The organism is Terriglobia bacterium, assembly GCA_035712365.1.
In the GTDB taxonomy this organism is placed as follows: Bacteria; Acidobacteriota; Terriglobia; order UBA7540; family UBA7540; genus SCRD01.
In genome coordinates this window covers 337,212-361,850 of record DASTAW010000048.1, presented here as the reverse complement: position 1 = coordinate 361,850, position 24,639 = coordinate 337,212, and the positions used below count along the sequence as shown (strand labels likewise).

The 24,639-nt window shown below is 59.3% G+C and carries 25 protein-coding genes; 17 read left to right on the top strand and 8 right to left on the bottom strand.

The annotated features are described in order from the left end of the window. Nucleotides 1–167: 167 nt before the first annotated feature. Nucleotides 168–2,573, bottom strand: a complete 2,406-nt coding sequence (locus VFQ24_15590) for a phosphoketolase family protein (protein HET9179778.1) — start codon at nucleotides 2,571–2,573, stop codon at nucleotides 168–170. 271 nt (nucleotides 2,574–2,844) lie between these two features. Between VFQ24_15590 and VFQ24_15585 the strand changes: the two genes are divergently transcribed. Next, a complete protein-coding gene (locus VFQ24_15585; protein HET9179777.1) occupies nucleotides 2,845–3,861 on the top strand; it encodes an alcohol dehydrogenase catalytic domain-containing protein in 1,017 nt (338 codons plus the stop codon). Between the two features lie 102 nt (nucleotides 3,862–3,963). Here VFQ24_15585 and VFQ24_15580 read toward each other — a convergent pair whose 3' ends face one another. Next, a complete protein-coding gene (locus VFQ24_15580) occupies nucleotides 3,964–5,382 on the bottom strand; it encodes an alpha-L-fucosidase (protein HET9179776.1) in 1,419 nt (472 codons plus the stop codon). Between the two features lie 241 nt (nucleotides 5,383–5,623). Between VFQ24_15580 and VFQ24_15575 the strand changes: the two genes are divergently transcribed. Both VFQ24_15575 and VFQ24_15570 read left to right on the top strand, forming a co-directional pair. Further along, nucleotides 5,624–6,382, top strand: coding sequence for a TlyA family RNA methyltransferase (locus tag VFQ24_15575; GenBank protein HET9179775.1), 759 nt, complete (start codon nucleotides 5,624–5,626; stop codon nucleotides 6,380–6,382). Between the two features lie 66 nt (nucleotides 6,383–6,448). After that, on the top strand, nucleotides 6,449–7,312 hold the full coding sequence (locus tag VFQ24_15570) for an NAD(+)/NADH kinase (protein HET9179774.1): 864 nt from the start codon (nucleotides 6,449–6,451) through the stop codon (nucleotides 7,310–7,312). Between the two features lie 53 nt (nucleotides 7,313–7,365). Here VFQ24_15570 and VFQ24_15565 read toward each other — a convergent pair whose 3' ends face one another. From VFQ24_15565 to VFQ24_15550, 4 genes are all read right to left on the bottom strand, one after another. Further along, a complete protein-coding gene (locus VFQ24_15565) occupies nucleotides 7,366–7,938 on the bottom strand; it encodes a hypothetical protein (protein HET9179773.1) in 573 nt (190 codons plus the stop codon). Nucleotides 7,939–8,069: 131 nt separating this feature from the next. Continuing rightward, complete coding sequence (gene lysA, locus VFQ24_15560) at nucleotides 8,070–9,311, bottom strand: diaminopimelate decarboxylase (protein ID HET9179772.1); 1,242 nt, start codon at nucleotides 9,309–9,311, stop codon at nucleotides 8,070–8,072. A 76-nt stretch (nucleotides 9,312–9,387) separates the two neighbouring features. Further along, nucleotides 9,388–11,142 carry a SpoIIE family protein phosphatase gene (locus VFQ24_15555; protein HET9179771.1) on the bottom strand — a complete coding sequence of 585 codons (1,755 nt, stop codon included), beginning with the start codon at nucleotides 11,140–11,142 and terminating at the stop codon, nucleotides 9,388–9,390. Nucleotides 11,143–11,145: 3 nt separating this feature from the next. Further along, entirely contained in the window at nucleotides 11,146–11,373 is a 228-nt protein-coding gene (locus VFQ24_15550; protein ID HET9179770.1) for a hypothetical protein, read from the bottom strand. Nucleotides 11,374–11,455: 82 nt separating this feature from the next. Between VFQ24_15550 and VFQ24_15545 the strand changes: the two genes are divergently transcribed. From VFQ24_15545 to VFQ24_15495, 11 genes are all read left to right on the top strand, one after another. After that, nucleotides 11,456–11,824, top strand: coding sequence for a metallopeptidase family protein (locus VFQ24_15545; protein HET9179769.1), 369 nt, complete (start codon nucleotides 11,456–11,458; stop codon nucleotides 11,822–11,824). Nucleotides 11,825–11,896: 72 nt separating this feature from the next. Beyond that, nucleotides 11,897–12,664, top strand: coding sequence for a tRNA (adenosine(37)-N6)-threonylcarbamoyltransferase complex dimerization subunit type 1 TsaB (gene tsaB, locus VFQ24_15540; protein ID HET9179768.1), 768 nt, complete (start codon nucleotides 11,897–11,899; stop codon nucleotides 12,662–12,664). Next, nucleotides 12,665–13,195 (top strand): ribosomal protein S18-alanine N-acetyltransferase, encoded by a 531-nt coding sequence (gene rimI / locus VFQ24_15535; GenBank protein ID HET9179767.1) that lies wholly within the window; start codon nucleotides 12,665–12,667, stop codon nucleotides 13,193–13,195. 312 nt (nucleotides 13,196–13,507) lie between these two features. Then, nucleotides 13,508–13,684 carry a hypothetical protein gene (locus tag VFQ24_15530; GenBank protein ID HET9179766.1) on the top strand — a complete coding sequence of 59 codons (177 nt, stop codon included), beginning with the start codon at nucleotides 13,508–13,510 and terminating at the stop codon, nucleotides 13,682–13,684. Between the two features lie 267 nt (nucleotides 13,685–13,951). After that, nucleotides 13,952–14,179: a DUF465 domain-containing protein gene (locus VFQ24_15525; GenBank protein ID HET9179765.1), complete on the top strand. Its 228-nt coding sequence runs from the start codon at nucleotides 13,952–13,954 to the stop codon at nucleotides 14,177–14,179. Between the two features lie 147 nt (nucleotides 14,180–14,326). Continuing rightward, nucleotides 14,327–14,959, top strand: a complete 633-nt coding sequence (locus VFQ24_15520) for a phosphatidylserine decarboxylase (protein HET9179764.1) — start codon at nucleotides 14,327–14,329, stop codon at nucleotides 14,957–14,959. A gap of 1 nt (nucleotide 14,960) precedes the next feature. Further along, nucleotides 14,961–15,827, top strand: coding sequence for a CDP-diacylglycerol--serine O-phosphatidyltransferase (gene pssA / locus VFQ24_15515; protein ID HET9179763.1), 867 nt, complete (start codon nucleotides 14,961–14,963; stop codon nucleotides 15,825–15,827). Further along, complete coding sequence (locus tag VFQ24_15510) at nucleotides 15,824–16,888, top strand: Asd/ArgC dimerization domain-containing protein (protein ID HET9179762.1); 1,065 nt, start codon at nucleotides 15,824–15,826, stop codon at nucleotides 16,886–16,888. The genes pssA and VFQ24_15510 overlap by 4 nt, the downstream gene beginning before the upstream one ends. Continuing rightward, entirely contained in the window at nucleotides 16,885–17,418 is a 534-nt protein-coding gene (locus VFQ24_15505; GenBank protein ID HET9179761.1) for an LptE family protein, read from the top strand. The genes VFQ24_15510 and VFQ24_15505 overlap by 4 nt, the downstream gene beginning before the upstream one ends. A gap of 145 nt (nucleotides 17,419–17,563) precedes the next feature. Continuing rightward, a complete protein-coding gene (locus VFQ24_15500; protein ID HET9179760.1) occupies nucleotides 17,564–18,295 on the top strand; it encodes an SDR family oxidoreductase in 732 nt (243 codons plus the stop codon). A 17-nt stretch (nucleotides 18,296–18,312) separates the two neighbouring features. Continuing rightward, nucleotides 18,313–19,494, top strand: a complete 1,182-nt coding sequence (locus VFQ24_15495; protein ID HET9179759.1) for a hypothetical protein — start codon at nucleotides 18,313–18,315, stop codon at nucleotides 19,492–19,494. Between the two features lie 8 nt (nucleotides 19,495–19,502). On the opposite strand, the gene VFQ24_15490 is transcribed toward VFQ24_15495, so the two are convergent. Continuing rightward, nucleotides 19,503–19,865 carry an EamA family transporter gene (locus VFQ24_15490; protein ID HET9179758.1) on the bottom strand — a complete coding sequence of 121 codons (363 nt, stop codon included), beginning with the start codon at nucleotides 19,863–19,865 and terminating at the stop codon, nucleotides 19,503–19,505. Beyond that, complete coding sequence (locus VFQ24_15485; protein HET9179757.1) at nucleotides 19,862–20,239, bottom strand: hypothetical protein; 378 nt, start codon at nucleotides 20,237–20,239, stop codon at nucleotides 19,862–19,864. The genes VFQ24_15490 and VFQ24_15485 overlap by 4 nt, the downstream gene beginning before the upstream one ends. A gap of 438 nt (nucleotides 20,240–20,677) precedes the next feature. Between VFQ24_15485 and VFQ24_15480 the strand changes: the two genes are divergently transcribed. From VFQ24_15480 to VFQ24_15470, 3 genes are read left to right on the top strand one after another with little or no spacing between them, the layout of a single operon-like run. Further along, on the top strand, nucleotides 20,678–23,044 hold the full coding sequence (locus VFQ24_15480; protein HET9179756.1) for a UvrD-helicase domain-containing protein: 2,367 nt from the start codon (nucleotides 20,678–20,680) through the stop codon (nucleotides 23,042–23,044). Nucleotides 23,045–23,076: 32 nt separating this feature from the next. Continuing rightward, nucleotides 23,077–24,375: a redoxin domain-containing protein gene (locus tag VFQ24_15475; protein HET9179755.1), complete on the top strand. Its 1,299-nt coding sequence runs from the start codon at nucleotides 23,077–23,079 to the stop codon at nucleotides 24,373–24,375. 15 nt (nucleotides 24,376–24,390) lie between these two features. Next, nucleotides 24,391–24,546 (top strand): hypothetical protein, encoded by a 156-nt coding sequence (locus tag VFQ24_15470; protein HET9179754.1) that lies wholly within the window; start codon nucleotides 24,391–24,393, stop codon nucleotides 24,544–24,546. Nucleotides 24,547–24,639 lie beyond the last annotated feature (93 nt).

Genomic DNA, 24,639 nt, shown 5'->3' with positions numbered 1-24,639 from the left:
AAGCCGCCAGGCGCAAAGCAACAGGGGCGGAACTTATCGATTTTTTTGCGAACCTTTGCGGCTCCCGAAATGCCGGGCTGAAGCCCGGCGCTACAACAAGCCTTGGGAGGAGAGCTGCTCCCCAAGGGAGCGGTTCCTCCATGATCTCGATCGAGGGCAGCGGAAGCTCAATAAGGCCACTTCCAGTTTCTGATCTCAGGCATATCCTGGCCGTAAATCCCGATGTAGTTCTTGTGTTCGATCAGCTTATCCCGCAACGCCTGCTTGAAATGGGCCCCGATTCGGGCCAGGCGGGGCACGCGGTCCACTACATCGCCCGCCAGGTGGAAGCGATCGATGTCATTCAGCACCGCCATGTCAAAGTGCGTGGTTGTGGTGCCTTCCTCCTTGTAGCCGCGCACATGAAGGTTGCTGTGATTGGTACGGCGGTAGGTCAGGCGGTGAATCAGCGAGGGGTAGCCGTGGAAATTAAAGATGATGGGCTTGTCGGTGGTGAAGAGAATGTCGAAGTCGCGATCGCTCAGGCCGTGGGGATGCTCGCTCGAGGGCTGAAGCGTCATCAGATCCACGACGTTGATCAGCCGAATCTTGATGTCTTCAAAGGCGTGCCGCAGAATGTCCACTGCCGCGAGCGTCTCCAGGGTCGGCACGTCGCCGCAGCACGCCATCACGACATCGGGCTCATCGCCCTGGTCATTGCTGGCCCAGCTCCAGATGCCGATGCCCGCCGTGCAGTGCTTCACGGCTGCATCCATGTCGAGCCACTGCAATGCGGGCTGCTTGCCGACCACAATTACATTCACGTAATGGCGGCTGCGCAGGCAGTGGTCGGTTACGGAAAGCAGGGAGTTGGCATCGGGCGGCAGGTAGACCCGGACGATGTCCGCTTTCTTGTTGACCACATGGTCGATGAAACCCGGGTCCTGGTGAGAGAAACCGTTGTGGTCCTGCCGCCACACGTGCGAGGTCAGCAGATAGTTGAGCGAGGCGATGCGCCGCCGCCAGGGGAGTATCCGCGTCACCTTCAGCCACTTTGCGTGCTGGTTGAACATGGAATCCACAATGTGGATAAAGGCTTCGTAGCAGGAGAAGAACCCGTGACGGCCGGTGAGCAAATAGCCCTCCAGCCACCCCTGGCACATGTGTTCGCTCAGGACTTCCATCACGCGCCCCCTCGGTGAGAGATGATCGTCGGTGGGCAATATCTCCTGCATGAAGGTCTTGCCCGTCGCCTCGAACAGCGCGGTCAGTCGATTGGAATTTGTTTCGTCGGGGCCCATCACGCGGAAATTCCTTGATTCCTCGTTGAGCCTCATTACGTCGCGAAGGAACTTGCCCATCTCCCGGGTGGCTTCCGCCACCGACTTTCCAGGCGAGGGTACGGGAATTGCGTAGTCGCGGAAATCCGGTATCGCAAGGTCCTTGAGCAGCAAACCGCCATTGGCGTGTGGGTTGGCGCCCATTCGCCGGTCGCCCTTTGGCGCCAGCTCTGCCAGCTCGGGGATGAACCGTCCATCCTCGTCGAAAAGTTCGTCAGGCTTGTAGTTTTTCATCCATTGTTCGAGCATTGCCAGGTGCTCGGGATTAGTGGCTATCTCGGCCAGTGGGACCTGGTGCGCCCGCCAAGTGCCCTCCACCTGTTGCCCATCCACAACCTTGGGACCCGTCCAGCCTTTGGGCGATCGCAGGATGATCATCGGCCAGAATGGCAGGAGCTTTCCTGCCTCGCCTCGCGCGGTTTGCTGGATTTGCTGGATCTCGTTCACGATTGCGTCCAAGGTTCCGGCCATTTGCTGGTGCATGGCTTCAGGCTGGTCACCCTCAACAAAGTAGGGCTTGTGACCGTACCCCCTGAACAGGGCCACCAATTCCTCATCGCTCATGCGGCCAAGGACGGTAGGATTGTTGATCTTGTAGCCGTTCAAATGAAGTATGGGGAGGACGGCGCCGTCCCGCGCCGGGTTCAGAAACTTGTTGGAATGCCAGCTTGCGGCCAGCGGCCCTGTCTCCGCCTCGCCGTCGCCGACCACGCAGCAAACCAGTAAATCCGGGTTGTCGAATGCGGCGCCATAGGCATGGGCTATTGAATAGCCGAGTTCACCGCCTTCGTGGATCGAACCCGGCGTTTCAGGAGCCACGTGGCTGGGAATGCCTCCTGGAAACGAAAACTGCTTAAAAAGCCGCTTCATACCCTGGGCGTTCTGCGGGATGTTGGTATAGATTTCGCTGTAGGTCCCTTCCAGATAGGTGTTTGCCACCAGCCCCGGTCCGCCATGCCCGGGCCCGGTGATGTAGATGACGTTCAGGCCGAACTTCTTGATGATTCGATTGAAGTGGACGTAAATAAAATTCAATCCGGGCGTGGTGCCCCAGTGCCCCAGCAGGCGCGGCTTCACGTGTTCCGGCTTGAGCGGCTCGCGCAGCAAGGGATTATCGTAAAGATAGATTTGCCCGACCGAAAGGTAATTGGCAGCACGCCAATAGGCGTTCATCTTGCGGAGCTCTTCGGAGGAGAGTGGCTCGGTTGAAACCGTCCGCGGCGAGCTGCTTTCATGCTTTGTCTGTGTGGCCATAATTTCCTCCTCATAGCATTTGAAGCGCCCCGCCAGGAAAACGCTCTATAAAAGATTCTATTACACTGGAGCGTCCGGCTGAATTTTTAGCGGGGCACACCTTTTTCGTCAGTCACCCGGGCCGCAGTGCGCGCCTTAATCGAGTTGTGTTTGCGCGCGACTGGAAATAACATATTTCATGACCGTTTTGTTGCGGATAGACGAGAGGCGGGCTCCGGCCGCTCCGAGGTATTGAGTCCGACGGCGGGTTCTTGATGGAAGGACAGTTCTGATGCAAGCAGGTGTTTACAGCGGAGTCGAAAAACTGAAGTTGCAGGAATGGCCAAAACCTGAACCGGGCGCTGGTGAAGTGCTCGTAAAGGTGCGCTATGCAGGCATTTGCGGTACGGACATGATGATCCACGCCGGTAAGCACCCGAGGGTGGCGCCTCCGCGGGTGCTGGGCCACGAAATTTTTGGCACGGTAGCCGAGACACGCGCCGCTGACGATTCCAAAGTCAAAGAAGGGGACCGTGTGGCAGTGTTTCCCCTGATTTCCTGCGGCCGCTGCGCTCCCTGCCGCGAAGGCAATGCCCACGTCTGCGAGAAGCTTGGCCTGATCGGGATCGACACCGACGGCGGATTTGCGGAATACGTGAAAGCGGCCCCAGAGCAGTTGATCCCTGTGCCACCTGGCGTTGACGATGAACAGGCAGCGTTGGTCGAGCCGCTTTCCGTGGCGGTCCACGTGGTGCGGACCTCCGGGTTCACCGCGGGTGACACCGCACTCGTTACAGGCGCAGGCCCCATTGGAAACCTGATTGCCCAGGTGCTAAGGGCTGTCGGCGCGCGGAGGGTGCTGGTGTCAGAGGCGAAACCGTTCCGGCGGAACCTGGCGGAACGAATGGGATTTGCCGTCGTCAATCCGCTAGAGACAAAGCCCCTTGAGGCGGTTCGGCGGCTGACCGGCGAAAGCTTTGCCGACCATGTGTTCGAAGCGACGGGCGCAAAAGCTGCTTACCACGACGCCATTCAGTCCTGCAAGGTGCGCGGCCACATCACCTTCGTCGGACTTCCCAAGCTGCCGCCGGAATTGGATGTGCTCAGCCTGGTTTTCAAGGAGATTCGCACCTCCGGCGCGCGTGTTTACACCCCGAAGGATTTTCTGGTGGCCATCTCGCTGCTCGAACGCTGCGCCATCGACGTCAAGAGCGTGGTTACGGACCGCCTGCCTCTCAGAGAGATTGAAGAAGGCCTCCGCAAGATGCACGACCCCGACAGCAGCCTCAAAATTCTGTTCAACCTGTGATCGACGTTCAGACCTGTCCGGAAGAGCCTGGTCCAGGAACTGCGCTCCTGGCGGCCAAGCTCGCTTCATCGAATCCTGGCCTAACGGTGAAGTTACAACGGGTCAGACTCCGACGTTGTAGCGCTTTCGATTTTCACGTACGTAGAGGCCATCCACTGTCGGTTCCGACTCGCACTCCGCCTCAATCACGGTTACGGGGTCGTCAGGAGCTTTAACCGGCAGCCCCGTGAACTGGACCGAAATATCATCCTGCCGGAAGTTTACCTTTTTGCCTGAGGCGAACAGCCGGGCCGATTTTACCTTGGCCCGCAATCCTCCAACGGCCACCGCCGACTGCGGCTGAAAGAACGAGAGCCAGTTCCCCGCCGGCGTATCACCCGGCCAGAAATGGACGTGGATGTACAGTGTGTTTCCCTTTCGCGTAAAATTCGCGTTGGTTGTCGCGCGCGCTTCGCAGCGCTCAGCTTGATAGATGGTGGGGCCGTTCTTATCCATCCATTTGCCCACTGCCTCGAGCGTGGAGATTTCTTCCTCTGGCACTGAGCCGTCCGGCTTGGGGCCGATGTTCAGCAGGTAATTCCCTCCGCCATTGGCGCAGGTGACGAGGTTGCGCACGATGGTCCTGGCGGATTTGAAATCATCGTCAGCCTTCTGGTAGCCCCAACTGTCGTTCATGGTCATGCAGGTTTCCCAGGCCCGGCCTTTTTCTGACGCCTGGATGTGCTGCTCGGGGGTGGAAAAATCTCCGTGGAGTCCATTGCGATTGTTTACGATGATGTCCGGTTGCAGCTTGAACACCATGTCATTCATCTTTTTGGATTCCCATTGAGCAGGCGTCAGCGGCCAGTCAACGTCGTACCAGAGAATGTCAATCTTGCCGTAGTTCGTCATCAGTTCGCGAATGAGGCCGTGAGTGTAAGTCACAAAGCGCTGGCGCGCGGCCTCATTGTTTGCGCAGCGAGCGCCGTCTGGATGGTGCCAGTCCATCAGCGAATAATAGAAGCCCACGCGCAATCCCTCGGCGCGGGCGGCCTCGACGTATTCCTTCACCAGGTCACGCCCGCATGCCTGTTTGGGAGCACAGTAGTCAGTAAGCTTGGTATCGAACAGACAGAACCCTTCGTGATGCTTGGTGGTCATCACCATGTATTTCTGCCCGGCCCGGCGGGCCAGCTTCGCCCAGTCGCGAGCGGCGTTGGGCCTGGGGGTGAAGTGTTGTGCCAGCAACTGATACTGAGGGATCGGAATGCCTTCCTTTTCCATGGCCCATTCGTGCTGGCCGATCACGCTGTAAAGACCCCAGTGAATAAACATGCCGAACCTGGCCTCGTGCCACCACTTCATGCGGCGCTCTCGATCTGCGACTACCGAGGCAGGCTCGCCTGCGCCTTCGGCCTGTCCGTTTTCGGACGCAGGCCTCACTCCTGAATTACACGCAGCCGCTGCCCCCGCGGCCACCGCTGCACTTCCGGCTCCCATGAGCTTCAGATAATCGCGTCTCGTCATCCAAGCTTCACGCATAGACTTCCTCCCTCTCTTTCCCCGCCGGTTGATAAATTGACGTGCCCGTTACGTCCCCGTCGGGGACGAAAAGCCCAAAAGTCCTGATCGATATTTTGCGCTAGCGATCTTACCGCAAAACTTTCCTGCAAGGTACCCGGAAAGTGCATAGGATCATCTCGCGAGAGTTTTTACTTCCCCAATTTACCGGAATCGCCCTCGGCCTTTCATTCCGAGGCAACAGACGTTAAGCTTTTGAACAATGAATCATCATTCGCCACGAAAAATCCGGCTTGACCGGCTTCTGGTGGAGCGTGGGCTTGCCGAGTCCCGCCAGAAGGCCCAGGCGATGGTCCTTGCCGGCCAGGTGATGGTGGATGAACAGAAGATTGAGAAATGCGGAACAATGGTCAGCCTGGAAGCCGGGCTGCGCCTGCTGGGTGAAACGCTCCGTTACGTCAGCCGGGCGGGAGTGAAGCTTGAAGCTGCTCTCGACCACTTCGGCATCAATCCTACGGGCAAGACCTGTCTGGACATTGGCGCGTCCACCGGCGGCTTTACTGACTGCCTGCTTCAGCGTGGGGCTGCCAGGGTCTTCGCTGTGGACGCAGGGACCCATCAGCTAGACTGGAAATTGCGGCACGATCTGCGTGTAACGGTGATGGAGAAAACCAACGCCCGTTATCTGGACTTCGACCAGATCGGCGCGCTCGTGGCGCTGGTTACCATGGATGTTTCATTCATTTCCTCTACGCTGATTCTTCCTGTCCTTGCTCCCCTGCTTGAGCAGGGTGCCGAGCTGCTGGTGTTGGTCAAACCGCAATTTGAAGTGGGCCCGGACCAGGTGGGCAAGGGCGGCGTGGTGCGCGATCCCGAGCTGCACGAGGAAGCCGTTCTAAAGGTCGCGCAGAAAACCGCTGATTTGGGATTCAAGGAAATGGGCCGCGTTGAAAGCGTCTTGCCGGGCGCTGCCGGAAACCGGGAATTTTTCCTGCATGCTATTTGGCCGAAAAATGTCTAGAATAGTTTATCAACGATGGCCCGCGGCAGCGGCCGTCGATCAATCCGCAATGAATCCAGTGCTCTTATGACGATCAAGAAGATCGGAATTGTTTCAAAACCCAGGAAGGCGGAGATACGTGAGATCGTTCCTCAACTGGTGGAGTGGCTTCGCGAGCGCGATATTGAAGTTTCCATCGATAAGGAGACAGGCGCTATCCTGGAGAGTTCGGAAAAGTGCCTCACGCGGAATGAGCTTCCAGGGAAGGTTGATCTGCTGGTTGTGCTGGGAGGCGACGGAACGCTGCTGGCAGCGGCCCGCGCTCTCTACCGGCGCGAAGTTCCCATTTTTGCCGTCAACCTGGGCGACCTGGGTTTTCTGACTGTGATCACGCGCGATGAGCTTTACCCGGCGCTGGAGGGTGTGCTGTCCGGGAATTATCGATCTGAGCGGCGCGTTCAGATTGAGGGTGAGTTGGTCCGCGCCGATGAAGTCCTCTCCAGTTTCCGGGCGCTGAACGACGTGGTCCTCAACAAAGGAGCCATTGCGCGCATTCAGGACTTTGAGGTTTATGCCGACGGCGAGTTCATTTCGAACTATAAATCCGATGGACTGATCGTTGCCACGCCGACGGGCTCGACGGCCTACTCGCTGGCGGCCGGCGGGCCTGTTGTATCACCTTTCGTGGAAGCCTTTATGATCACTCCCATCTGCGCGCATACCCTTACCAATCGCCCGCTTGTGCTCCGCGATTCCGCCACCATCGAGATCGTGGTGAAGAGCGAGCGCGAAGCAGCTTATCTCACGGTGGACGGCCAGGTGGGCATCGCCACGCACAGCGAGGACATCATCCGGGTCCGAAAGTCCGATTCCTTCGTCGAGCTGATCCAGCCGCCCCATCGAAACTACTATGATGTCCTTCGCCAGAAGCTCAAGTGGGGAGAGCGGTGAGACGGGTACCTATAAAAATTAATATTTCGAGCGGAAGTTCACGAGTTTACGAGCTAGCGAAAAATGGCAACATAATCCTGCGGAAAGTTCGCCCGGTACCACTCAAGAAAGTCCTTGTGATCCGGCTTCGCGCCAAACCGCCTTCTAAACTCGCGCAGAAGATCGAGCGGGCGGGCCGACAACTCCGGATATCCGAAACTTCCTGCATCAATAAGGGTGCGAAATCGCTGCTCTGGCGTCTGGACCCACAGTACTGAGCGGGCGAGGTTGAGCCTGTAGTAGCCTTCAGGTTTGCGGCCTGGCTTCCGTCTCCTGTGGTCTGGGTAGTCTCCTAATAATGTCAACGCAAGACGTGTGATGCCCTCGACGTAGCCGGGCCAAAAATCTTCCTGCTTCAGAGACTCGGCGGCCGCAGCAAGCCCCGACGAGAGCATGAGTCGGTGGATTTCGTCAGTATCGACATTTGCAGCGACATAGCGATCGATCTCGCGCAATACAGCCTTGAAGCTCCTCCGCCATTGAGCGGTCGTTCGCTTTCGAATGCTTGCCTCCTTTGATACCGATCCGAAAAGCCTGGAAAGCTGGACCTGCACGGCCTTCAGACCGTCGTATGCATCGGTAGACATCGACTAATTCTCCTCGCTTCCATTCCCTTTCCGACCATTGCGCCGCGTCTGCCCCGACCGATAGACCCACGGACTAGACTGTCTCAGTCGGAATGAATTCTCAAGGGTGGTTGGATTCTCCAATATCATTATCAGAGAACTTCTCCGGCCATCAAGTCTTCCAGCTTTTCACGGGGACGAATCAATTCGACTTCGCTGCCGGAGACCATGACCTCAGGCGGGCGGGGCCGCGAATTGTAATTTGAAGAGAGGACATAACCGTAGGCGCCGGCGGTCATCACAGCGACCAGATCACCGGGTTCGAGGCAGGGTATTTCGCGGTCGCGCGCCAGAAAGTCTCCCGTCTCGCAGAGCGGTCCCACCACGTCCGCCGTGAAGGTTCTGTCCGTGCGGCGCTCGACGGGAAGAATTTGGTGTAATGAACCATAGAGCGTCGGCCGCATCAGATCATTCATGCCGGCGTCAACCACCACAAAATGTTTTTTCCCTGTGTTCTTGATGTAAAGAACGCGCGTTAAGAGCGCCCCTGCATTGCCTACCAGCGCGCGCCCCGGCTCAAGGATGAGCCGATAGGGCGTGGCGCTTATTCTTTTCTTGAGTTCCGCGGTCAGGAGATCGATTTCCAGCGGATTTTCATCCACGTAACGAATCCCGTATCCGCCGCCGAGGTCAAGATACTCCAGCCGGATACCGTCGCGTTCGAGCGCCTGCGCAAGCTCCAGGATTTCATCCAGCGCCTTGACGAAAGGATCGACATCCAGGATCTGGGACCCGATGTGGCAAGCGATGCCCCGCAGCCGCAGCTCAGGCATGGCGGCGGCGCGCCGGAAGAGGTCTACAGCCTGGTCCTTGGGTACGCCGAACTTGTGGATGAACTGTCCGGTGGAAATGTAAGGATGCGTGTCCGCCTCGACATCGGGATTGACGCGAATCGAAACGTTGGCCTGCTTCTTCAGGTGGCGTGCGCGACGCCCTATGGCCTCCAGCTCTCCCGGCGATTCTACATTGAACATCAGGATGCCGGCTGCAAGCGCCTCGTCAATTTCCGTTTCGTCTTTACCCACTCCGGAGAACACAATCGTGTCCGGGTTGGCTTCTACTTTGAGCACGCGGGCCAGCTCGCCCCGGGAAACGATGTCAAAACCCGCGCCGGCCTGCCGAAGCAGGTTAAGAATTTTGAGACTGGAATTGGCCTTCACCGAGTAGCAGACCAGGTTCGGAATTCCGGCCAGCCGGCCCTCGATCTGGCGGAAGTTCTCTTCGATGGTCGAGCGGCTGTAGACGTAAGCGGGCGTGCCGAACCGCTCGGCAACTTCGGCCAGCGATGCGCCCTCGCACTGCAATTGGTTCTGGAAGTAGTGGAAGTTTTCCATCGTGGTTTATCGGATTTCATTCACGCCCCGGCGGAGATTGCATTTCCAGCAGGGAAGATTGAAGCGCCGCGTCACGTCACCGGACGCGCGCCACCACCAGCGTCTGGTCATCGCGCGGAGGCCGCCCCTCTTCGAAGCGCGCAATCTCGTTGAACAGCAGCTCGATGTTTTCCCGCAGCGGCCGCCTGGCGTTTTCGCGCAACAGGCGCGCCACACTTCGCCCGCCGAACTCCTGGAGTTCAGGATCCATGGCTTCAACCAGGCCGTCGGAGAAGAACGCCAGCAGGTCATCTTTTTTCAGTTGGAGCGAAGTTTCCTGATACTCCGTGTGCTCCAGCAAACCCAGCGGAACTCCTTCGGCATGGATGGGGCGCGAGCGCCCGTCGCGTATCAAAAGCGGCAGGGGCATGCCGGCGTTGGCAAGGCGCAAAGTCATTGTCTTCGGTTCCCAGATCGAGCAGACGAGTGTGATGAAGTGGCCTTCCACTCTGCGTTCCAGCAGCGTGGCATTCAGCTTGCGAAGCAGTTCCGGAATGGGAAGCCGCAGCGGCGCCAGGCTTCGCAAAATTCCTCCTGCGAGCGCGCCGTACAGGGCGGCGGGGGCCCCTTTGCCGCTGACGTCGCCCACAGCCAACAGGTGGCGGTCTTTGCCGTAATTCAGAAAATCATATAGGTCGCCGCCCAGTTGCCGCGCCGGCTGGAACCGCAGATCGATTTCCAGCCCGGCAATGTTTGGCGAAGTCCCGGGCATCAAGAGCATCTGGATTTCCTGGGCGCGCTTCAGGTCGCGCTCGAGCCGCGACTCGCTTCGCAGCACGCGCTCATAGAGCCGGGCGTTTTCAATCGCAATGGCGATCTGCGGAGCGAGGGTGGAAAAAATCCGGACATGCTCATCGGTAAAAGAATTCACTGTACGGCTTTCGAGGTCCACAACCCCGATAACTTGGCCACGGTAGATCAGCGGGACCGCCATTTCAGCCCGGGTGTCGGGATAGATGCAAATGTAGCGCGGGTCCTTGCTCACGTTGTTGGCCACGACGGGCTCGAGCGAGCTGGCGGCAACGCCCACGATGCCCTGGCCAAAACGGACCGTGGTCTTGTCCGGGAGGCTTTCGTCGTGGCGCAGCGTCAGCACGGCGTTGAAGGTCTTCGCCTGCTCGTCGGCCAGCATGATGCTGAATCGGTGATAGTTCACCAGGCGCTTGGTCAGCGTCCCGATTTTGCGAAGCAACTCGTTGAGGACGAGTACCGAACTCAGTTCGCGGCTGATTTCATTCAGCAATTGCAGTGTTCGGGCCTGGCGGACGCTGCGGCGGTAGAGCCGGGCGTTCTCGATGGCCATGGCCATGCGGCCAGCCAGGAGTTCCAGCAGATTGACGTGCTGATCGGTAAAGAAATCGGGAGTATCCGCTTCCAGGTCGATGACGCCAATCACGCGGTTCTTCAGGGTTAGCGGAACAGCGAGTTCGGACCTGATGCCGGGCATGGACTGAATGTAAGACGGCTCGGCCTGGACATCGTTCACAAGGATTGACTTGCGTTCGAGGGCGGCCCGCCCCACGATTCCTTCCCCTACTTTGATCCGAAGGCTTCTGATCCGCTCTTCGGGATGGCCGACGTTCGAACGGATTCTTAATTCCTGGCTCTTTTCATCCAGGAGAAGGATGGCGAACACATTGTAGTCGATGACGCGCTTGACAAGCTCCGCAATGCGCACCATCAACACTTCCAGGTCGAGCGTGGAGGTGATCTGCTCGCCAACTTCCATCAGCAGCGCCAGCAGTTCGGTTGCTCCAAGGGGTCGCACTTGTGATTTGACGATTTGCGACATCAGTCATCCTGTAAGACAGGCGGCTGCCGCCAGAATTCGAGCCGAGGTAGTGCTTCCTAGCCGGTCCGCGCCGGCCTCCAGCATCTTCAGGTCATCGGCGAGCGACCGGGTACCGCCGGCTGTTTCCACGCCCATCGATCTCCAAACAGTCCCGCGCATCAGCCGAACATGTCCCGCCCCCAGCGTGGCGCAGCGGAATGGAATAGGATTGAGAAATGAGGCCGCCAGCATTATCCGCCATTCTAACATAATCGGCCGGATTACCCCGGCCCGCGACTTCGGCCGGAAGCCGTGGCATTTCAGCCAGGACCAATTGAAAACCAGAGGGATGTACAATGGTTCTGTGGAGCGCGAGCGTTTCGAGCAACTTGCCAATGAGGTCCTGGAAAGCCTCCCCGATCCCTTTCGCAGCAGGCTTTCCAATCTCGCGATCATTGTTGAAGATTCTCCGCCGCTGGAGCCCTATCGTGGTGGTCTGCTGCTGGGACTTTTCTCCGGGGTCCCGAGGACGCTGAAAAGCGTCTTTTCCGCTGATCCCCCCAATCATATTTTTCTCTACCAGAAGAACATTGAGGCCGTCTGCTCGACCGAAGCACAAGTCCGGCGGCAGATTCGTGACACCCTTCTACACGAAATCGGACACTATTTTGGACTCAATGAAGAAGAACTCCGCGACGTTTGAACAAGCTTCCTGATTGCCAAATTCACCACCCCGCAAAGGAATTGCAAATGTGGAGCGGTTGAGGCAGTTATAATGTTTCAAATGAGAGTGTTGGCAATCGACACCACCAGTGAGCATGGAGGGGCCGCGGTTTACGACCGGGGCACATGCCTGGCTCTTGTTCAAAACGAGGGACCTGCTTCGCGCTATGCGGTCACGTTGTTTGACCTCGTGCATCGGGCGCTGACGCAGTCCGGCTTGGGATACCCCGATATCGAGCTTTACGCGGTGTCAAACGGGCCGGGATCATTCACCGGAATCCGCGTAGGGCTTGCGGCGGCACAGGGCTGGGCAAAGGCCTTCGGGCGGCCCATCAAGGGAGTAAACCTGCTGGAAGCCATGGTTGAGCAGGCGCATCCAGAAACGGACTGGGCCGTTCCGATTCTTGACGCGCGCCGCGGCGAGTTCTTTGCCTGCATTTACCGAAGAGTTGCCGATGCTGCCGGTGATCACCGCGGCTTTAAAGCGCTTGCGCAGGGTGAGCTTGTGCATCCCAAACGCCTTGACGCCATGCTGGAAGCTCTCAACCAAGGCGGCCAGTGCAGCACCTTCTGGGGCGGTACGATTGCATTTCTGACGCGCTCCCATGACCTGAAAGCGCGGTCTCTCGGCGAAAGCCTGGGGCAGGATGTCTCCAGGGTTGAACTGCCGGGAACGTTGCTTGATGCCATTGCGAGGATAGCGCTTGGCGCCTTCGAGCGGAGCGAAAAATCCACGCCAGATGAGCTGGACGCCTGCTACATCCGCCGTTCTGACGCGGAAATGAACTGGCGGCCCTCTGTGGCCAAGGCAGGAAGCTGATTGAGCAAATCGAACGCTGTCTCCTCCCCTGAGAAGCTCCGGAAAAGCTCCGTATTTGATGCCGCGGGCAAAATGCAAGTGAGGCTGTTCCGGCGGGATGATCTGGAGGCTGTCCTTGAGATTCAGAATACAATCAGAACAACTGCAGGCTGGCGAGGGCGTGATTATGAGCGGCTGGCCGCTGATCCCCAAGGAATGATCCTGGTGGCTGAGTCGGAGGCCCGGACGTTGCCCGAAATCGTGGGATTTTCGGCCTTCTATCGAATCGAGAGAGAATCAGAACTCTGGAATGTCGCCGTCCGCCCGTCTCATCGGCGCCAGGGTATTGCCCGCGCGCTCCTGAGAGAAGGGTGCAGGAGATTGGCCGAATCGGGCGCGCACAGGGTCTTGCTAGAGGTGAGGGAATCGAACTTGCCAGCGGTGGAACTCTATTATTCCCTGGGCTTTGAGTTGCTGGGCCGCCGGAAGGAGTATTACCTGAATCCGAAAGAGGATGCTCTGGTTCTTGTTTATAAGCTCGTTCAGCCGTGATCTTAGGCTTGACGCCGAAATTCGCGGTCGTTGGTCGTTGCGAAGACGCCGGGCCCGGACGCAGAGTCTCACCTCGCAATTCAACCGCCCCAGTCGAGAGGCGTCAACCGATATCGTGTAAGCGACGCACCATATGGTGTAAAGAGCTGGAAGCCTGCCGGTGGAACGCGGACTGCCGACGCCCGGCCCGAGAATCTAATGAATTGGAGCAGCTGCAGTTGTCCGGTACGGCCCGCGTTGTACCCAGGCTTTGGAACGTCTCGTGCTCGATTTGCTCACGAAGTAATCCCTAATTAGGAGGTTGTACAACCTATGAAGAAGTTCTTTACACTCATCGCCGCGATCGCTATGACCACCACCTTGTCGATGCCAGCTTTCGCTGCGAAGAAGCACAAGAAGACCGCTGCCACGACCCAGACTCAAGGCAAGAAGCACGTGAAGCATGCCAAGAAGAAGGGTGCGAAAGAAGGTCAGAAAACGGGGCAGTAAGGCGCTACTCCAGCGGCAGCTGCTTTTCAGCCGCTTTCTTCATTAAAAGCTGTATTCCTGATCATATCGTTCTTGATCGAAAACCCGGCCGTCTGGCCGGGTTTTCCTTTTCCGGTGGGCCCTGAAGCCGCCCAGGGCCTACCGTCTGAAGTGCTGGCTCCCTGCATACCTATCCACCCAGACAAGTTCATCTTTCCGGCTTGAACCCGCTGTGCGTGTGTGCTAGCCTGACGGAGTAAAATAATTCCAGAGGGAGGTGGCACACCCGTGAGCACCCCTACCGAGGCCGTCCGGGATAAATCGATGGCCAACAGCAACGAGTATCAGCGCCTTTGCGAGGAGCACGGCAGGTACGCAGCCGAACTGGATCGGCTGGAGGCTAAATCCTTCCTGACGGAAGATGAAAAACTTGAGGAAGTCAGGCTGAAAAAGCTGAAACTGCGCCTCAAGGACCAGATGACCGTGTTGCTAAAAACCGGGAAATCGGCTGCGTAGCGGGGAGAGCCGGCAGAGCGACCGATTCCTTCCCTCGCCAGTGAAGGGCTGAGTGAGGGTGCGGATATCTGTACTCAATCGTGGCGGGTGGCTGGGCCATGTCGGGCTTTGCTTCCTGAACCGGGGGGGCCTGCGCACCCAGCAGATATGGTGAAAGAGGGGTATTGGTACGGCCTGCCGCTGGTGTTAATTGCGGGCGGGCTGTTAGGCTTTGGGTTTTACTGGCCGGGCAGGTTTTTCTTTATTGCCGCCGCATTCTTTTTTATCCTCGCGCTATTCGTACTGAATTTCTTTCGCGACCCCGAACGGCTGGTTCCATCGGGGCCCGGGGTGATTGTTTCCCCTGCAGACGGACGCGTGGTGGAGATTCGCCCAGAAGACTACGCCGGCCGTTCCCGCCAGCGAATCAGCATTTTCATGTCGCCACTCAACGTTCACGTAAACCGCTCACCCGCTGCGGGGAACATCGAGAGCGTGGTTTATCGGAAAGGGTCCTTCCGAATGGCCTCCGGGCCTCGCGCATCGGTTGATAATGAATGCAACACGTTCACGGTGGCCGGCGAAAACGGCGAAATCGTTGTCCGCCAGATTGCGGGCGTGCTGGCGCGGCGGATTGTCTTCTGGAAAAAAATTGGCGACTGCGTGAAGCGCGGAGACCGCATCGGTATGATCAAGTTTGGATCGCGGGTGGATGTGCTGCTTTCTCCCGAGGTGGCCTTATCCGTGAAAATCGGCGATCATGTGAAAGCTGGGAGCACGATCATTGGCGCCAGCAGGTGAAATGGACCCCGGAGCAAACGAAGCAATGGAAGCGGCGGCGAACAACCACCGGGTGCGGCGGGGCATGTACGTTCTGCCGAGCCTGTTTACTGTCGGAACCCTGATCTGTGGTTATTACGCTATTCTGAGCACTCTGCAGGGCTCGCAATTGATAGTAGCCGGCGCAGCCGGCGCGATGGCCAGCGCCGCTTTTGACAATGCTGCCAAGGCGATCGGATGGGCGATTGTGTTCGACGGGCTGGACGGCCGTATCGCGCGCCTCACCAACTCAACCTCAAACTTCGGGCGTGAATTCGATTCGCTGGCTGACGTGATCGCCTTTGGCCTGGCTCCCGGCGTGCTTGCTTACTCCTGGGGAGTGCGCCCGGCCATCGATGCTTCGCAGCTTCCATTGACGCACCACCTGCGCGCTGTGGGATGGATTATTGGGTTCGCTTTCCTCATTTGCGGTGCGGCCCGCCTGGCGAGGTTTAACATCGAGTCCGGTAAGCCCGGCGTTGACCGCCGCTACTTTGTCGGCCTTCCCATTCCGGCGGCTGCCGGCGTAGTCGCCGCCGTAGTGCATTGGCAGAAAGATCCTGTCACTTACTGGCCATTCGCTGTGGTCTGGCTGCTGGTGGCGCTTGGCCTGGCCTTCCTGATGGTCAGCCGGGTCCGCTACTACAGCTTCAAGTCGCTTGACCTGCGCCGCCGGCGTACTTACGTAACGACTATTTTTATCGGGCTGGTCATTCTGGCCATCCTGTTTTATTCGGAACCTGTCCTGCTGGTGCTGGCGCTCAGTTACGCGATGTCGGGGCTTCTCCACGAGATTCCGGGCCGGCATCGCCCCGGACCTTCCGTTCGCGAAGAGGTGAAGGCCCGATGAAGACCGCCGGCTACGATGTGGCTGTTATCGGTGCAGCCACACTGCTCGGTAAAGAGCTCCTGGAAGTTATTGAGGAGCGCAAGTTCCCCGTCGCCAAACTGGTGACCGTTTCCGGAGAAGCCGGCGAGCCCAGTTTGCCCATCGTGGACCTCAGCCGGCGGCGCCGTGCCGCAGCGGATCACCAGGAAGAGGTTCCCGCCCGTTTTGATTTCGCATTTATCGCCGCGGAACACCCGGGGCTGGCTTCCTGGATGGAGCGAGCCAGCCGTGAACGGAACGGTCCCCAGGGCGCGCGCGTCGTCATCGATCTTTGTTCAAGCGTTTCGCAGGGCGCGACCGCCGATTTGCGGGCGCCTTTCATCGAGGGACCTTCCGCCCCCGCTCACGACTCTGCCGCCGGCAAGGGCCTCCATGTGATTAATGCTCCGCACGCGGCGACGCTGGCCACGGGCGTTCTGCTGTTGCGGCTGGCGGCACGACTGCGCCTGCGCAGCGCAGTGGCGCAAATTTTCAGTCCGGCTTCGGAAATAGGGCCGCGCGCCATTGACGAACTCCAGAAGCAGACGGTCAACCTGCTCAGCTTTCAGAAAATGCCGCGCGAAGCCTTCGGAGCCCAGATTGCCTTCAATTTGCTGCCGCGCCTGGGAGCCGGGTTCGAAAAGGCCGATGGGCTGGAGTCGCGCGTGCGAAACGAATTGAATTCCTGCCTCGGCGGCCGTGCCCCGGCGCCCGCAATCCGGCTGATTCAGGCACCTGTGTTTTACTCCACCGCCGTTTCGCTCTATGCTGAGACCCAGGAACGCGTGCCGCCCTCGGACCTGGTTGCGGCGATTGATGGCGCGCCAGTGGTGATCCGGCGGGCATCCGAGAAGGCCCCCTCGCAGGCCGATGCGGCGGGCTCCAATGATATCCTGGTTGACGCCATTCAACCCGATGCCGCGCATCCCGCGGGGCTCTGGCTCTGGGCCGTCGCGGACAACATGCGAATTGCGGCCGTCAACGCCGTCCTGATTGCGGAGGGGCTGCACCGGCAGCGCCAGCCGCTGCACCTGCTGAAATGAAACCTCTCTCCCGCGCCATCGCCGCCGCGCTTGCCGTCTGCTCCATCCTGCTGACGGTTGCCTGCGGCTACCGGGTGGCCGGCGCCTCGACGCGCCTGCCGCCCGACATCAAGACCATCGCCGTTCCTGTGTTCGCCAACAAGAGCACCCGATTCCGCATCGAGCAACAGGTCGCCGCCGCCGTTACGCGTGAGTTCATCCAGCGCACCAGCTTTCGCATCACGCCCGATCTGGCGGGCGCCGATGCCGAACTAAAGGGGACCATCAACGCCGTCCACTCCGGTGTCCTCACCTTTGACCCCAACACCGGCCGAGCCACCACGTTCCAGATCCAGGTGACCGCCGATGTCGAACTGATCGACTTCCATACCAGGAAGGTGCTGTTCTCCAATCCCAATTACGTCTTTCGCGGGGAGTACCAGGTCAGCCAGTCCACCACGGCGCTGTTCGAGGAAGACCAGCCAGCCCTCGAACGCCTCTCGCAGGATTTTGCCCGGACGCTGGTCACCGACATCATTGAGAATTTTTAGCCGTCAGCGGCTGCGCCCTTCCTGCCGCCGCTGAAGCTTTCCGCTTTCTCGGTTCGCAAAATCCGTGGGTTGAAGCCCAAGCCGGTGTGCGGCGCGGTATCGCATGCGACGGTGCTATCATGAAACGAAGGATCAGGAGGCGTGAATGGGAGAGCATCTTCAAGGCAAAGTTGCAATCGTAACGGGTGGAACGCGGGGCATCGGCTACAGCATCGCGCAGCGGCTGCTGGACGAGGGCGCCAAGGTTTTCATCTGCGGGCGCAACGCCGGACGCCTGAAAAAGGCCCTCGAGTCGCTGGGAAAGCAGTCTGAGGGCAAGGTGGGCGGTATCGCGGCGGACATGCGCCGCTACGAGGACTGCCGCAAAGTGGTGCAGGGCGCGGCGGAAAAGTTCGGCGGGATCGACATTCTAATCAATAATGCGGGGTTGGGCCATTTCAAACCCGTGGACCAGTTGACGCCCGAAGAGTGGGACGAAACCATCCAGACGAACCTCTCGGGAGTTTTCTACTGTTGCCGGGAAGCCATTCCGCTGTTGCGGAAGCGCGGCGGTGGTTACATTTTCAACGTCTCCAGCCTGGCAGGCGTGAATCCGTTTGCGGGCGGCAGCGCGTACAATGCTTCCAAGTTCGGGTTGAACGGATTCAGCGAAGCCATGATGCAAGACGTTCGGCATGAGGGCATCCGCGTCAGCTACATCATGCCGGGCAGTGTGGACACCGACTTTGGAGCCGCTCCGGGAAGCAAGTCCAGCACCTCATGGAAACTGACAGGAGAGGACATCGCCAAGGCCGTGGTGGACCTGTACAACTTCCCGAAGACGGCGCTCGCCAGCCGCATCGAAATGCGACCGTCGCAGCCGCCGAAAAAGAAGTAGCGCCTGGAGGCTCTCTGATGAAACTTCACCGGCTGAAAATCCTGCTGACGATTGGCGCCGTGATCGCCGCCGCGGCGTTCGTTTACTCGGAAGCCGCGGAGACGCCGCAAGCGCCCCAGGTGGAACTCCTGCGCACTCCGGGCGGCGGGATACAACCTCAGACCGCAATCGATTCGCGCGGCGTGCTCCACATGATTTACTTCACGGGCGACGCATCGGCGGGCAACATCGAATACGTCCGGCGAGCGCCGGGCGCGAATGCGTTTTCAAAACCCATTCGGGTGAATAGCCAGCCGGCCAGCGCCCTCGCGGTGGGCACGGTGCGCGGCCCGCAAATGGCGGTTAGTCCAAAAGGGCAAGTTGATGTCGTCTGGTTTGGCTCGTCGAAGGCAACCCCCAAAGGACCGGATGGTTCAACTCCGCTCCTGTTCTCGCGCCTCAATCCGTCCGGTACAGGCTTCACGCCGCAGCGCAATCTGGTGCAATACGCCAAGGGTCTCGATGGAGGGCTTTCCGTTGCCGCGGGCCCGAAGGGCGAGGTCTACGTGGTGTGGCACGCCACGGGAACGACTCCCGGTGAAGCTCACCGGCGCGTTTATCTGGCGCGTTCGATCGATTACGGCAAGACCTTCGCGCGCGAACGGCCGGTTTCGCCTGCTTCACTGGGCGCCTGCGGCTGCTGTGGAATGCGCGCCTTTGCCGATCGCAGCGGCGCATTGTTCGTCCTGTATCGCGCCGCTGCCGAAGACATCCATCGCAACATGACGCTGCTGTTCTCTACGAACAGCGGGCGCACGTTCCGCACGAGTGAAGTTTCGTCCTGGCAACTGAACGCCTGCCCAATGAGTACGGCCTACCTGAGTGCCGGGGGACAGCGGGTGCTGGCCGCGTGGGAAAAGGCCGGAGAGGTGTACTTCGACACAATCAATCCAGAGACCTTCCAATCCTCTTCTTCATTCGCCGCTCCCGGCCAAAGCAATGACCGTAAACATCCCGCCGTAGCCGCCAATTCTCGAGGCCAGGTGCTGCTGGCGTGGACGGAAGGGACCGGATGGAAGAAGGGTGGTTCACTCGCCTGGCAAGCCTTCGATAAGTTAGGCCAGCCCGTCGGCGCCGAAGGCCATGCGGCCGGTGTACCCGTCTGGGGCCTGCCGAGTGTTTACACCCGCCCCGACGGCAATTTCACAATCGTTTACTGAGCGGCTTCTCAAATGAAAAGCAGGCCGATGCCGATAGTTACCAGCGCCGCGCCGGCCCAGCGCTTCCAGTGGACTTCTTCCTTCAGAAAGTACTTGGCCAGGGCGACCTCGAGCACATAGCTGCTGGCTGAGACCGGCACGGCAAAACTGAGGGCCGAAGTAGAAAGCAGCGCGATCAGCGCGAAGAATGAGACGGCCATGGCCGGAATTCCGGCCAGAATAAACGGGTCCCGGGCCGCGCTCCAGCACATCCGCATGATGCTGCCCGGGCCGTAACCTTCGAGTTCGCCCTGCCGCTTCATCCCCGCGCTGCAGAGTACGTCACCGGCGGTGCCGCCGATCACCACAATCGCAATCATAAGAAAAGTCATTCCTCAGACTCCAGACGGCCGGTGGTGTGGGGCGCCGTGCGCGCGACAAGGGCCACGCCCAGGGTGATGAGGCAAATCCCCAACCAGTGAATCCACGTCACGTTCTCATTCAGCCCCACCGCACCAGCTACAGCCGAGAGAACATACGAAAACGAAGTCACCACCAGGACGTAACTCAGGTCAGCCCAGCTCAGCAATGCGAGGCGCGCGATCAGCCAGATCACCATCAAGATCACCCCTGCTGCAATCCAGAAGTGAACGAAGGCCCTGATGTAAGGCAGAGGCGACCAGGATTCAATGCCCCCGATGTGGCGCAGCCCACGCGCCAGAGCATAATTACCGGCGACATTCGTGCCGACTACAATCGCACACACGATCGCCGTCTTCCAGACCAGCCTTTGACTTTCGGTAGTTTGGGATTGGCGCTCGTTGCGTGAGTTTTCCATGCTGATTATGTTGACGGCCGGCCCCTGAGTGTCAGCGTTCCGTCGCTTCAGACCTCTTGCTGGGACACTGGTCGAAGTCAGTGCCGGGCCGGTAGGCGCCTCCGGCACGGCCCAGCGCGGCGCGCCAAATCTTCGGGCGTCAGCCCCACCGGAGTTGTGGCGTGAGGGGCATCCGACAACCCCTTCTATTTGTTAGACGCTTCGGCGCTTCACAAAGTTCGAGCAACTGGAAAAAGGCAGGTCCATCCTCTGAAAACGGCACGGCTCCCGAACCGTCTCAAGGCTCCGGAGATCGCATGAATCAAGCTTTCAGCGTGAGTCTTGCGCGCCCTCAAAGTTGCGCAGTTTGGTTGCTTCGCGGTCATCGTGTACAATCGAGTCTTCGCACCCTGCTGGCTGGGCCTTCCGTATGGCGATGCGCCCGGCAGCAACGGGAAACGCAGGGACCGCGCCGATGGGGACCGCCGCGAGAACTTCCTGCCTGATGAATCCGGAATGAAGCCATTACTGGAACAGCTTAACGCGCAGCAGCGCGCCGCCGTGGAACTCACCGGCGGGCCGCTGTTGATCCTGGCGGGGGCGGGCAGCGGCAAGACGCGCGTCATCACTTACCGCATCGCTTACCTGATCGAGGTTTGCGGCGTTCCGCCGGAAAACATTCTGGCTGTGACCTTCACCAACAAGGCTGCCGGCCAGATGAAGGACCGCGTGGCGGTGCTGCTCGAGGGAAGAATTGGCCGCCTCCCGCACATCTCCACTTTCCACTCGTTCTGCGTCAGCGTGCTTCGCCGCCACATCGAGCGCCTGGGGTACACGCGCGATTTCACCATTTATGACGAGGATGATCAGCAGCGGGCCATAAAGGTTGCGGGGCAGGAATTGGGCTTGAGTGACTGGATCAGTTCGCCGCGTTCGGTGCTGGCGCGCATCAGCGCTGCCAAGAATCGTGGCGTCTCTCCAGAGCGGATGCGGGACGGGGCTTATGACCCCTCAACGCGTAATCTTGCCGCAATCTTTGAGCGGTACGAAGGCAAGCTGCGCCAATCAAACGCACTCGACTTTGACGACTTGCTGCTGAAGACCGTGGCGCTGCTTGATGATGCTCCTGACGTGGCGGAGGAATACAACCGGCGCTTCCGCTACCTTATGGTGGACGAATACCAGGACACCAACCGGATCCAATATCAGTTGATCCGGCAGCTCACGCGAGCTCAGCAGAATATCTGCGCAGTGGGTGATGAAGACCAGTCGATCTACCGATGGCGCGGGGCCGACATCGAAAACATCCTGAACTTTGACCAGGATTATCCCGGCACAGCCATCATCCGCCTGGAACAGAATTACCGCTCGACGCAGATGATTCTGGATGCGGCCACAGCGGTGGTCAGCCACAACGTGGCGCGGAAAGGCAAATCCCTGCGCACTGACCGCGGCGCAGGTCTGCGCGTGGGGCTTTACGAAGCGCGTAATGCGGATGAAGAAGGATGGTTTGTTGCCAGCGAGATTACAAAGGCGCTGGGCGAGGATTCGGTGGAAAGCGTTGGCGTGCTGTTCCGCACCAACGCGCAGTCGAGGACGCTGGAAGAAGCCCTGCGCAGGAATCGCATCGAATACCGCGTGGTGGGCGGGACCAGTTTCTACGACCGCTCGGAGATCAAGGACACGCTGGCATACGCGCGGTTGGCCAATAACCTGCGCGATTCCTCCGCCATGCAACGCATTCTCAACACGCCGCCGCGCGGCATAGGAGATACCACCATCGAACAACTCCAGGCACTGGGCGCAGAGCGCGGCGTGACACTGTGGGAGGCCCTGAAATACGCTTTGGCAGCCGGCACGCAGACATTTTCGAACCGAGCTCTGAAGGCGCTGGATGATTTCCACTCGCTCATGACGGGCCTATCGGCCGACCGCGAGACGCATTCGCTCAGCGAGTTCTTCCGCGCCATTCTCGACCATACGCATTACATTGAAATGCTGGATGCAGAAAATACGCCGGCAGCGGAAAGCCGCATCGAGAACCTGCGCGAACTTGTGAATGCCGCCGCAGAAGCCGAAGAGCGCGGGGAGCGGCTGACGGATTTCCTGGACCACGCCGCGCTGGTTTCAGACGCCGACAGTTACGACGAGCGCGCCCGCGTGACGCTGATGACCCTTCACAGCGCCAAGGGCCTTGAGTTCTCCGTTGTTTTCCTGGCGGGCATGGAAGAGGGCCTCTTTCCCCATAAGCTTTCAGGCGATGATGACGCCGCCCTCGAAGAGGAGCGGCGCCTGTGTTATGTAGGCATGACGCGTGCCCGTGACCGCCTGGTGCTCACCTGGGTGCGCGAGCGCCGTTTTTACGGCCGGCAGTCGCAGGAAGGCACAATGCCTTCGCGCTTCCTGAGCGAAGTCCCGCAGGAGCTGATCGATCCGCTCAATGCAGCAATGTTTTCTTCCAAGCCGCGCACGACGTGGGGCAATGCTGTCAATTCCGTTGACGGTATTGAAAGGTTTTTCTCCGAGCGCAGGCGCGAAGTGGGACCACCCAGCTCAGAACCGGCGATTCCGCATTCCCGGCAGGCGACCCCGGCGCGCTGGCGACAGGGCTCGAAGGTGCGACACCCCAAATACGGGATCGGGACAGTTCTCCATTCAGAGGGGGAAGGTGCAGACACCAGGGTCACCGTCAGCTTTCCCGGTTATGGCCGCAAGAAGCTGGTGGAGCGTTACGCCTCCCTCGAGAGAATCTGATGCGGTGGCGTATTGGCAGCGGAAGGCAAGCGATGGCGTACCAAGCAGCCTCCGATGAACAGAGAAGCGGGCACGGCGCACCTTCCGTGTGGAAATGCCGTATCGGAGTGCGCATCTTTTGTGGGGCTTCAGCTTGTGTGATTGCCTTCCTGGTGGCGGCCGCGACAGTGCGGGCCGCGCCGCCCAGCGCCTCCACAATCCTGCGGAGGGTTGGCTACGTTTACGGCCACCTGAACAATTACCACATCGCCGCTACGCGGGAGAGCTTTTTCCTGCAAGCTCACTCTGGCTTCTCCCGCCACTCGGAAATTTCGCTGGATGGCGACTGGCAGGGCCGCGCGCGAATGACGCTGACCGGCGATGAACCCGACGTTCTGATCGTCAGTGACGGGAAGACAACCTGGCAGTACGCGCCCGTTAAGAACCAATATACCCAACGCGCGGGACCCGCGCTGAGGGATGGGTCCGGCGCGCAGGGGCCCGCTGGCGGCCATGAAGACGTGTTTCAGCAAGCATACGAGCTTCTGGTGGGCCACTTTGCGGAGCTGGCCCAACTGGAAAAGAATGCAACCCTCGAGGACAAGGAAAAGATTGAGTTCAAGGGCAGGCAGACCCTCTGCTACCGGATTGCGATCCGCTTGGAAGGCGTGACGGACGAACTGTGGATCAGCAGGTCGAGTTTTCTCGTACTGCGGGAGAAGAGGACCCAGGCCCCCGCAAGCTCAGGCAGCCGCACGCTGGTGAATGATGAAATCCGCGTCCGTGAAATCGCTACCCATGCCGCGCGCCCTCCGGATTTATTCACCTTCGCGCCGCCCGCCAATGCCTGGCGCGTTGTGGCGCTGGAACTCCCCGGCGAGGGCCAAGGTGTTGAGGGAATTTCAGCGGGAAATTTTACGCTGAATGACATCGAAGGGAACAGCGTCAGCCTGAGCGACTTTCGGGGCAAGGTCGTGCTCCTGAGCTTTTGGGCGACGTGGTGCGCTCCCTGTAAGCGCGAGTTGCCGATCCTTCAGGAAATCTTCGTGGGGCGCAAGGACGTGGAGGTCCTCACCGTCGATGATGAGGACCCGGCGACCATCAGAAGTTTTCTACATGAAAACCATTATGGCTTTCCGGCGCTCATTGACCCGGATCGAACGCTTTTCAAGAAGTTTGCTGTACACTTTATTCCCACGGTGCTCGTAATCGATCAGGAAGGCGTCATCGTTCATGAAATCGTGGGATGGGAAGGCCCGCAGAAACTGCTGGCGGCGGTCGACGCCGCACGATCCAAGGAGGCGGGGCCAAGAGGTTCAGGAATAAGCGGAGCAAACCTACTGCACAGATGAACCAGGAGACGACAGGTGAATACGAAATCAGTCAAAGACAAGGCAGAGCGAAAGAAAAAGAAGCGGGAGGCGCGCAAGAAACAGCCTCCCAAACCCAAGCAGACTGAGCCGCGCGGCTCGCACAGACCCAAGGTCAAGAAGAGAGGCCCAGGCCAGGCCACACGCAAGTAAGTAGAAGGTCGCTTGCGGCGGGCGTGCCGCGCCATCTCTGCCTCCGCATCGGTGTCCGGCGGCAGCTTGTATTTAGGATACGCCGGCCGCTCT

Coding starts and splice junctions, on each gene's coding strand:
- VFQ24_15590 (HET9179778.1), bottom strand. CDS start 2,573: ATGGCCACACAGACAAAGCATGAAAGCAGCTCGCCGCGGACGGTTTCA.
- VFQ24_15475 (HET9179755.1), top strand. CDS start 23,077: ATGGCGTACCAAGCAGCCTCCGATGAACAGAGAAGCGGGCACGGCGCA.
- VFQ24_15565 (HET9179773.1), bottom strand. CDS start 7,938: ATGTCTACCGATGCATACGACGGTCTGAAGGCCGTGCAGGTCCAGCTT.
- VFQ24_15500 (HET9179760.1), top strand. CDS start 17,564: ATGGGAGAGCATCTTCAAGGCAAAGTTGCAATCGTAACGGGTGGAACG.
- VFQ24_15570 (HET9179774.1), top strand. CDS start 6,449: ATGACGATCAAGAAGATCGGAATTGTTTCAAAACCCAGGAAGGCGGAG.
- VFQ24_15490 (HET9179758.1), bottom strand. CDS start 19,865: ATGACTTTTCTTATGATTGCGATTGTGGTGATCGGCGGCACCGCCGGT.
- VFQ24_15520 (HET9179764.1), top strand. CDS start 14,327: ATGGTGAAAGAGGGGTATTGGTACGGCCTGCCGCTGGTGTTAATTGCG.
- lysA (HET9179772.1), bottom strand. CDS start 9,311: ATGGAAAACTTCCACTACTTCCAGAACCAATTGCAGTGCGAGGGCGCA.
- VFQ24_15580 (HET9179776.1), bottom strand. CDS start 5,382: ATGCGTGAAGCTTGGATGACGAGACGCGATTATCTGAAGCTCATGGGA.
- VFQ24_15550 (HET9179770.1), bottom strand. CDS start 11,373: ATGCTGGCGGCCTCATTTCTCAATCCTATTCCATTCCGCTGCGCCACG.
- pssA (HET9179763.1), top strand. CDS start 14,961: ATGGACCCCGGAGCAAACGAAGCAATGGAAGCGGCGGCGAACAACCAC.
- VFQ24_15495 (HET9179759.1), top strand. CDS start 18,313: ATGAAACTTCACCGGCTGAAAATCCTGCTGACGATTGGCGCCGTGATC.
- tsaB (HET9179768.1), top strand. CDS start 11,897: ATGTTTCAAATGAGAGTGTTGGCAATCGACACCACCAGTGAGCATGGA.
- VFQ24_15505 (HET9179761.1), top strand. CDS start 16,885: ATGAAACCTCTCTCCCGCGCCATCGCCGCCGCGCTTGCCGTCTGCTCC.
- VFQ24_15510 (HET9179762.1), top strand. CDS start 15,824: ATGAAGACCGCCGGCTACGATGTGGCTGTTATCGGTGCAGCCACACTG.
- VFQ24_15555 (HET9179771.1), bottom strand. CDS start 11,142: ATGTCGCAAATCGTCAAATCACAAGTGCGACCCCTTGGAGCAACCGAA.
- VFQ24_15585 (HET9179777.1), top strand. CDS start 2,845: ATGCAAGCAGGTGTTTACAGCGGAGTCGAAAAACTGAAGTTGCAGGAA.
- VFQ24_15575 (HET9179775.1), top strand. CDS start 5,624: ATGAATCATCATTCGCCACGAAAAATCCGGCTTGACCGGCTTCTGGTG.
- VFQ24_15530 (HET9179766.1), top strand. CDS start 13,508: ATGAAGAAGTTCTTTACACTCATCGCCGCGATCGCTATGACCACCACC.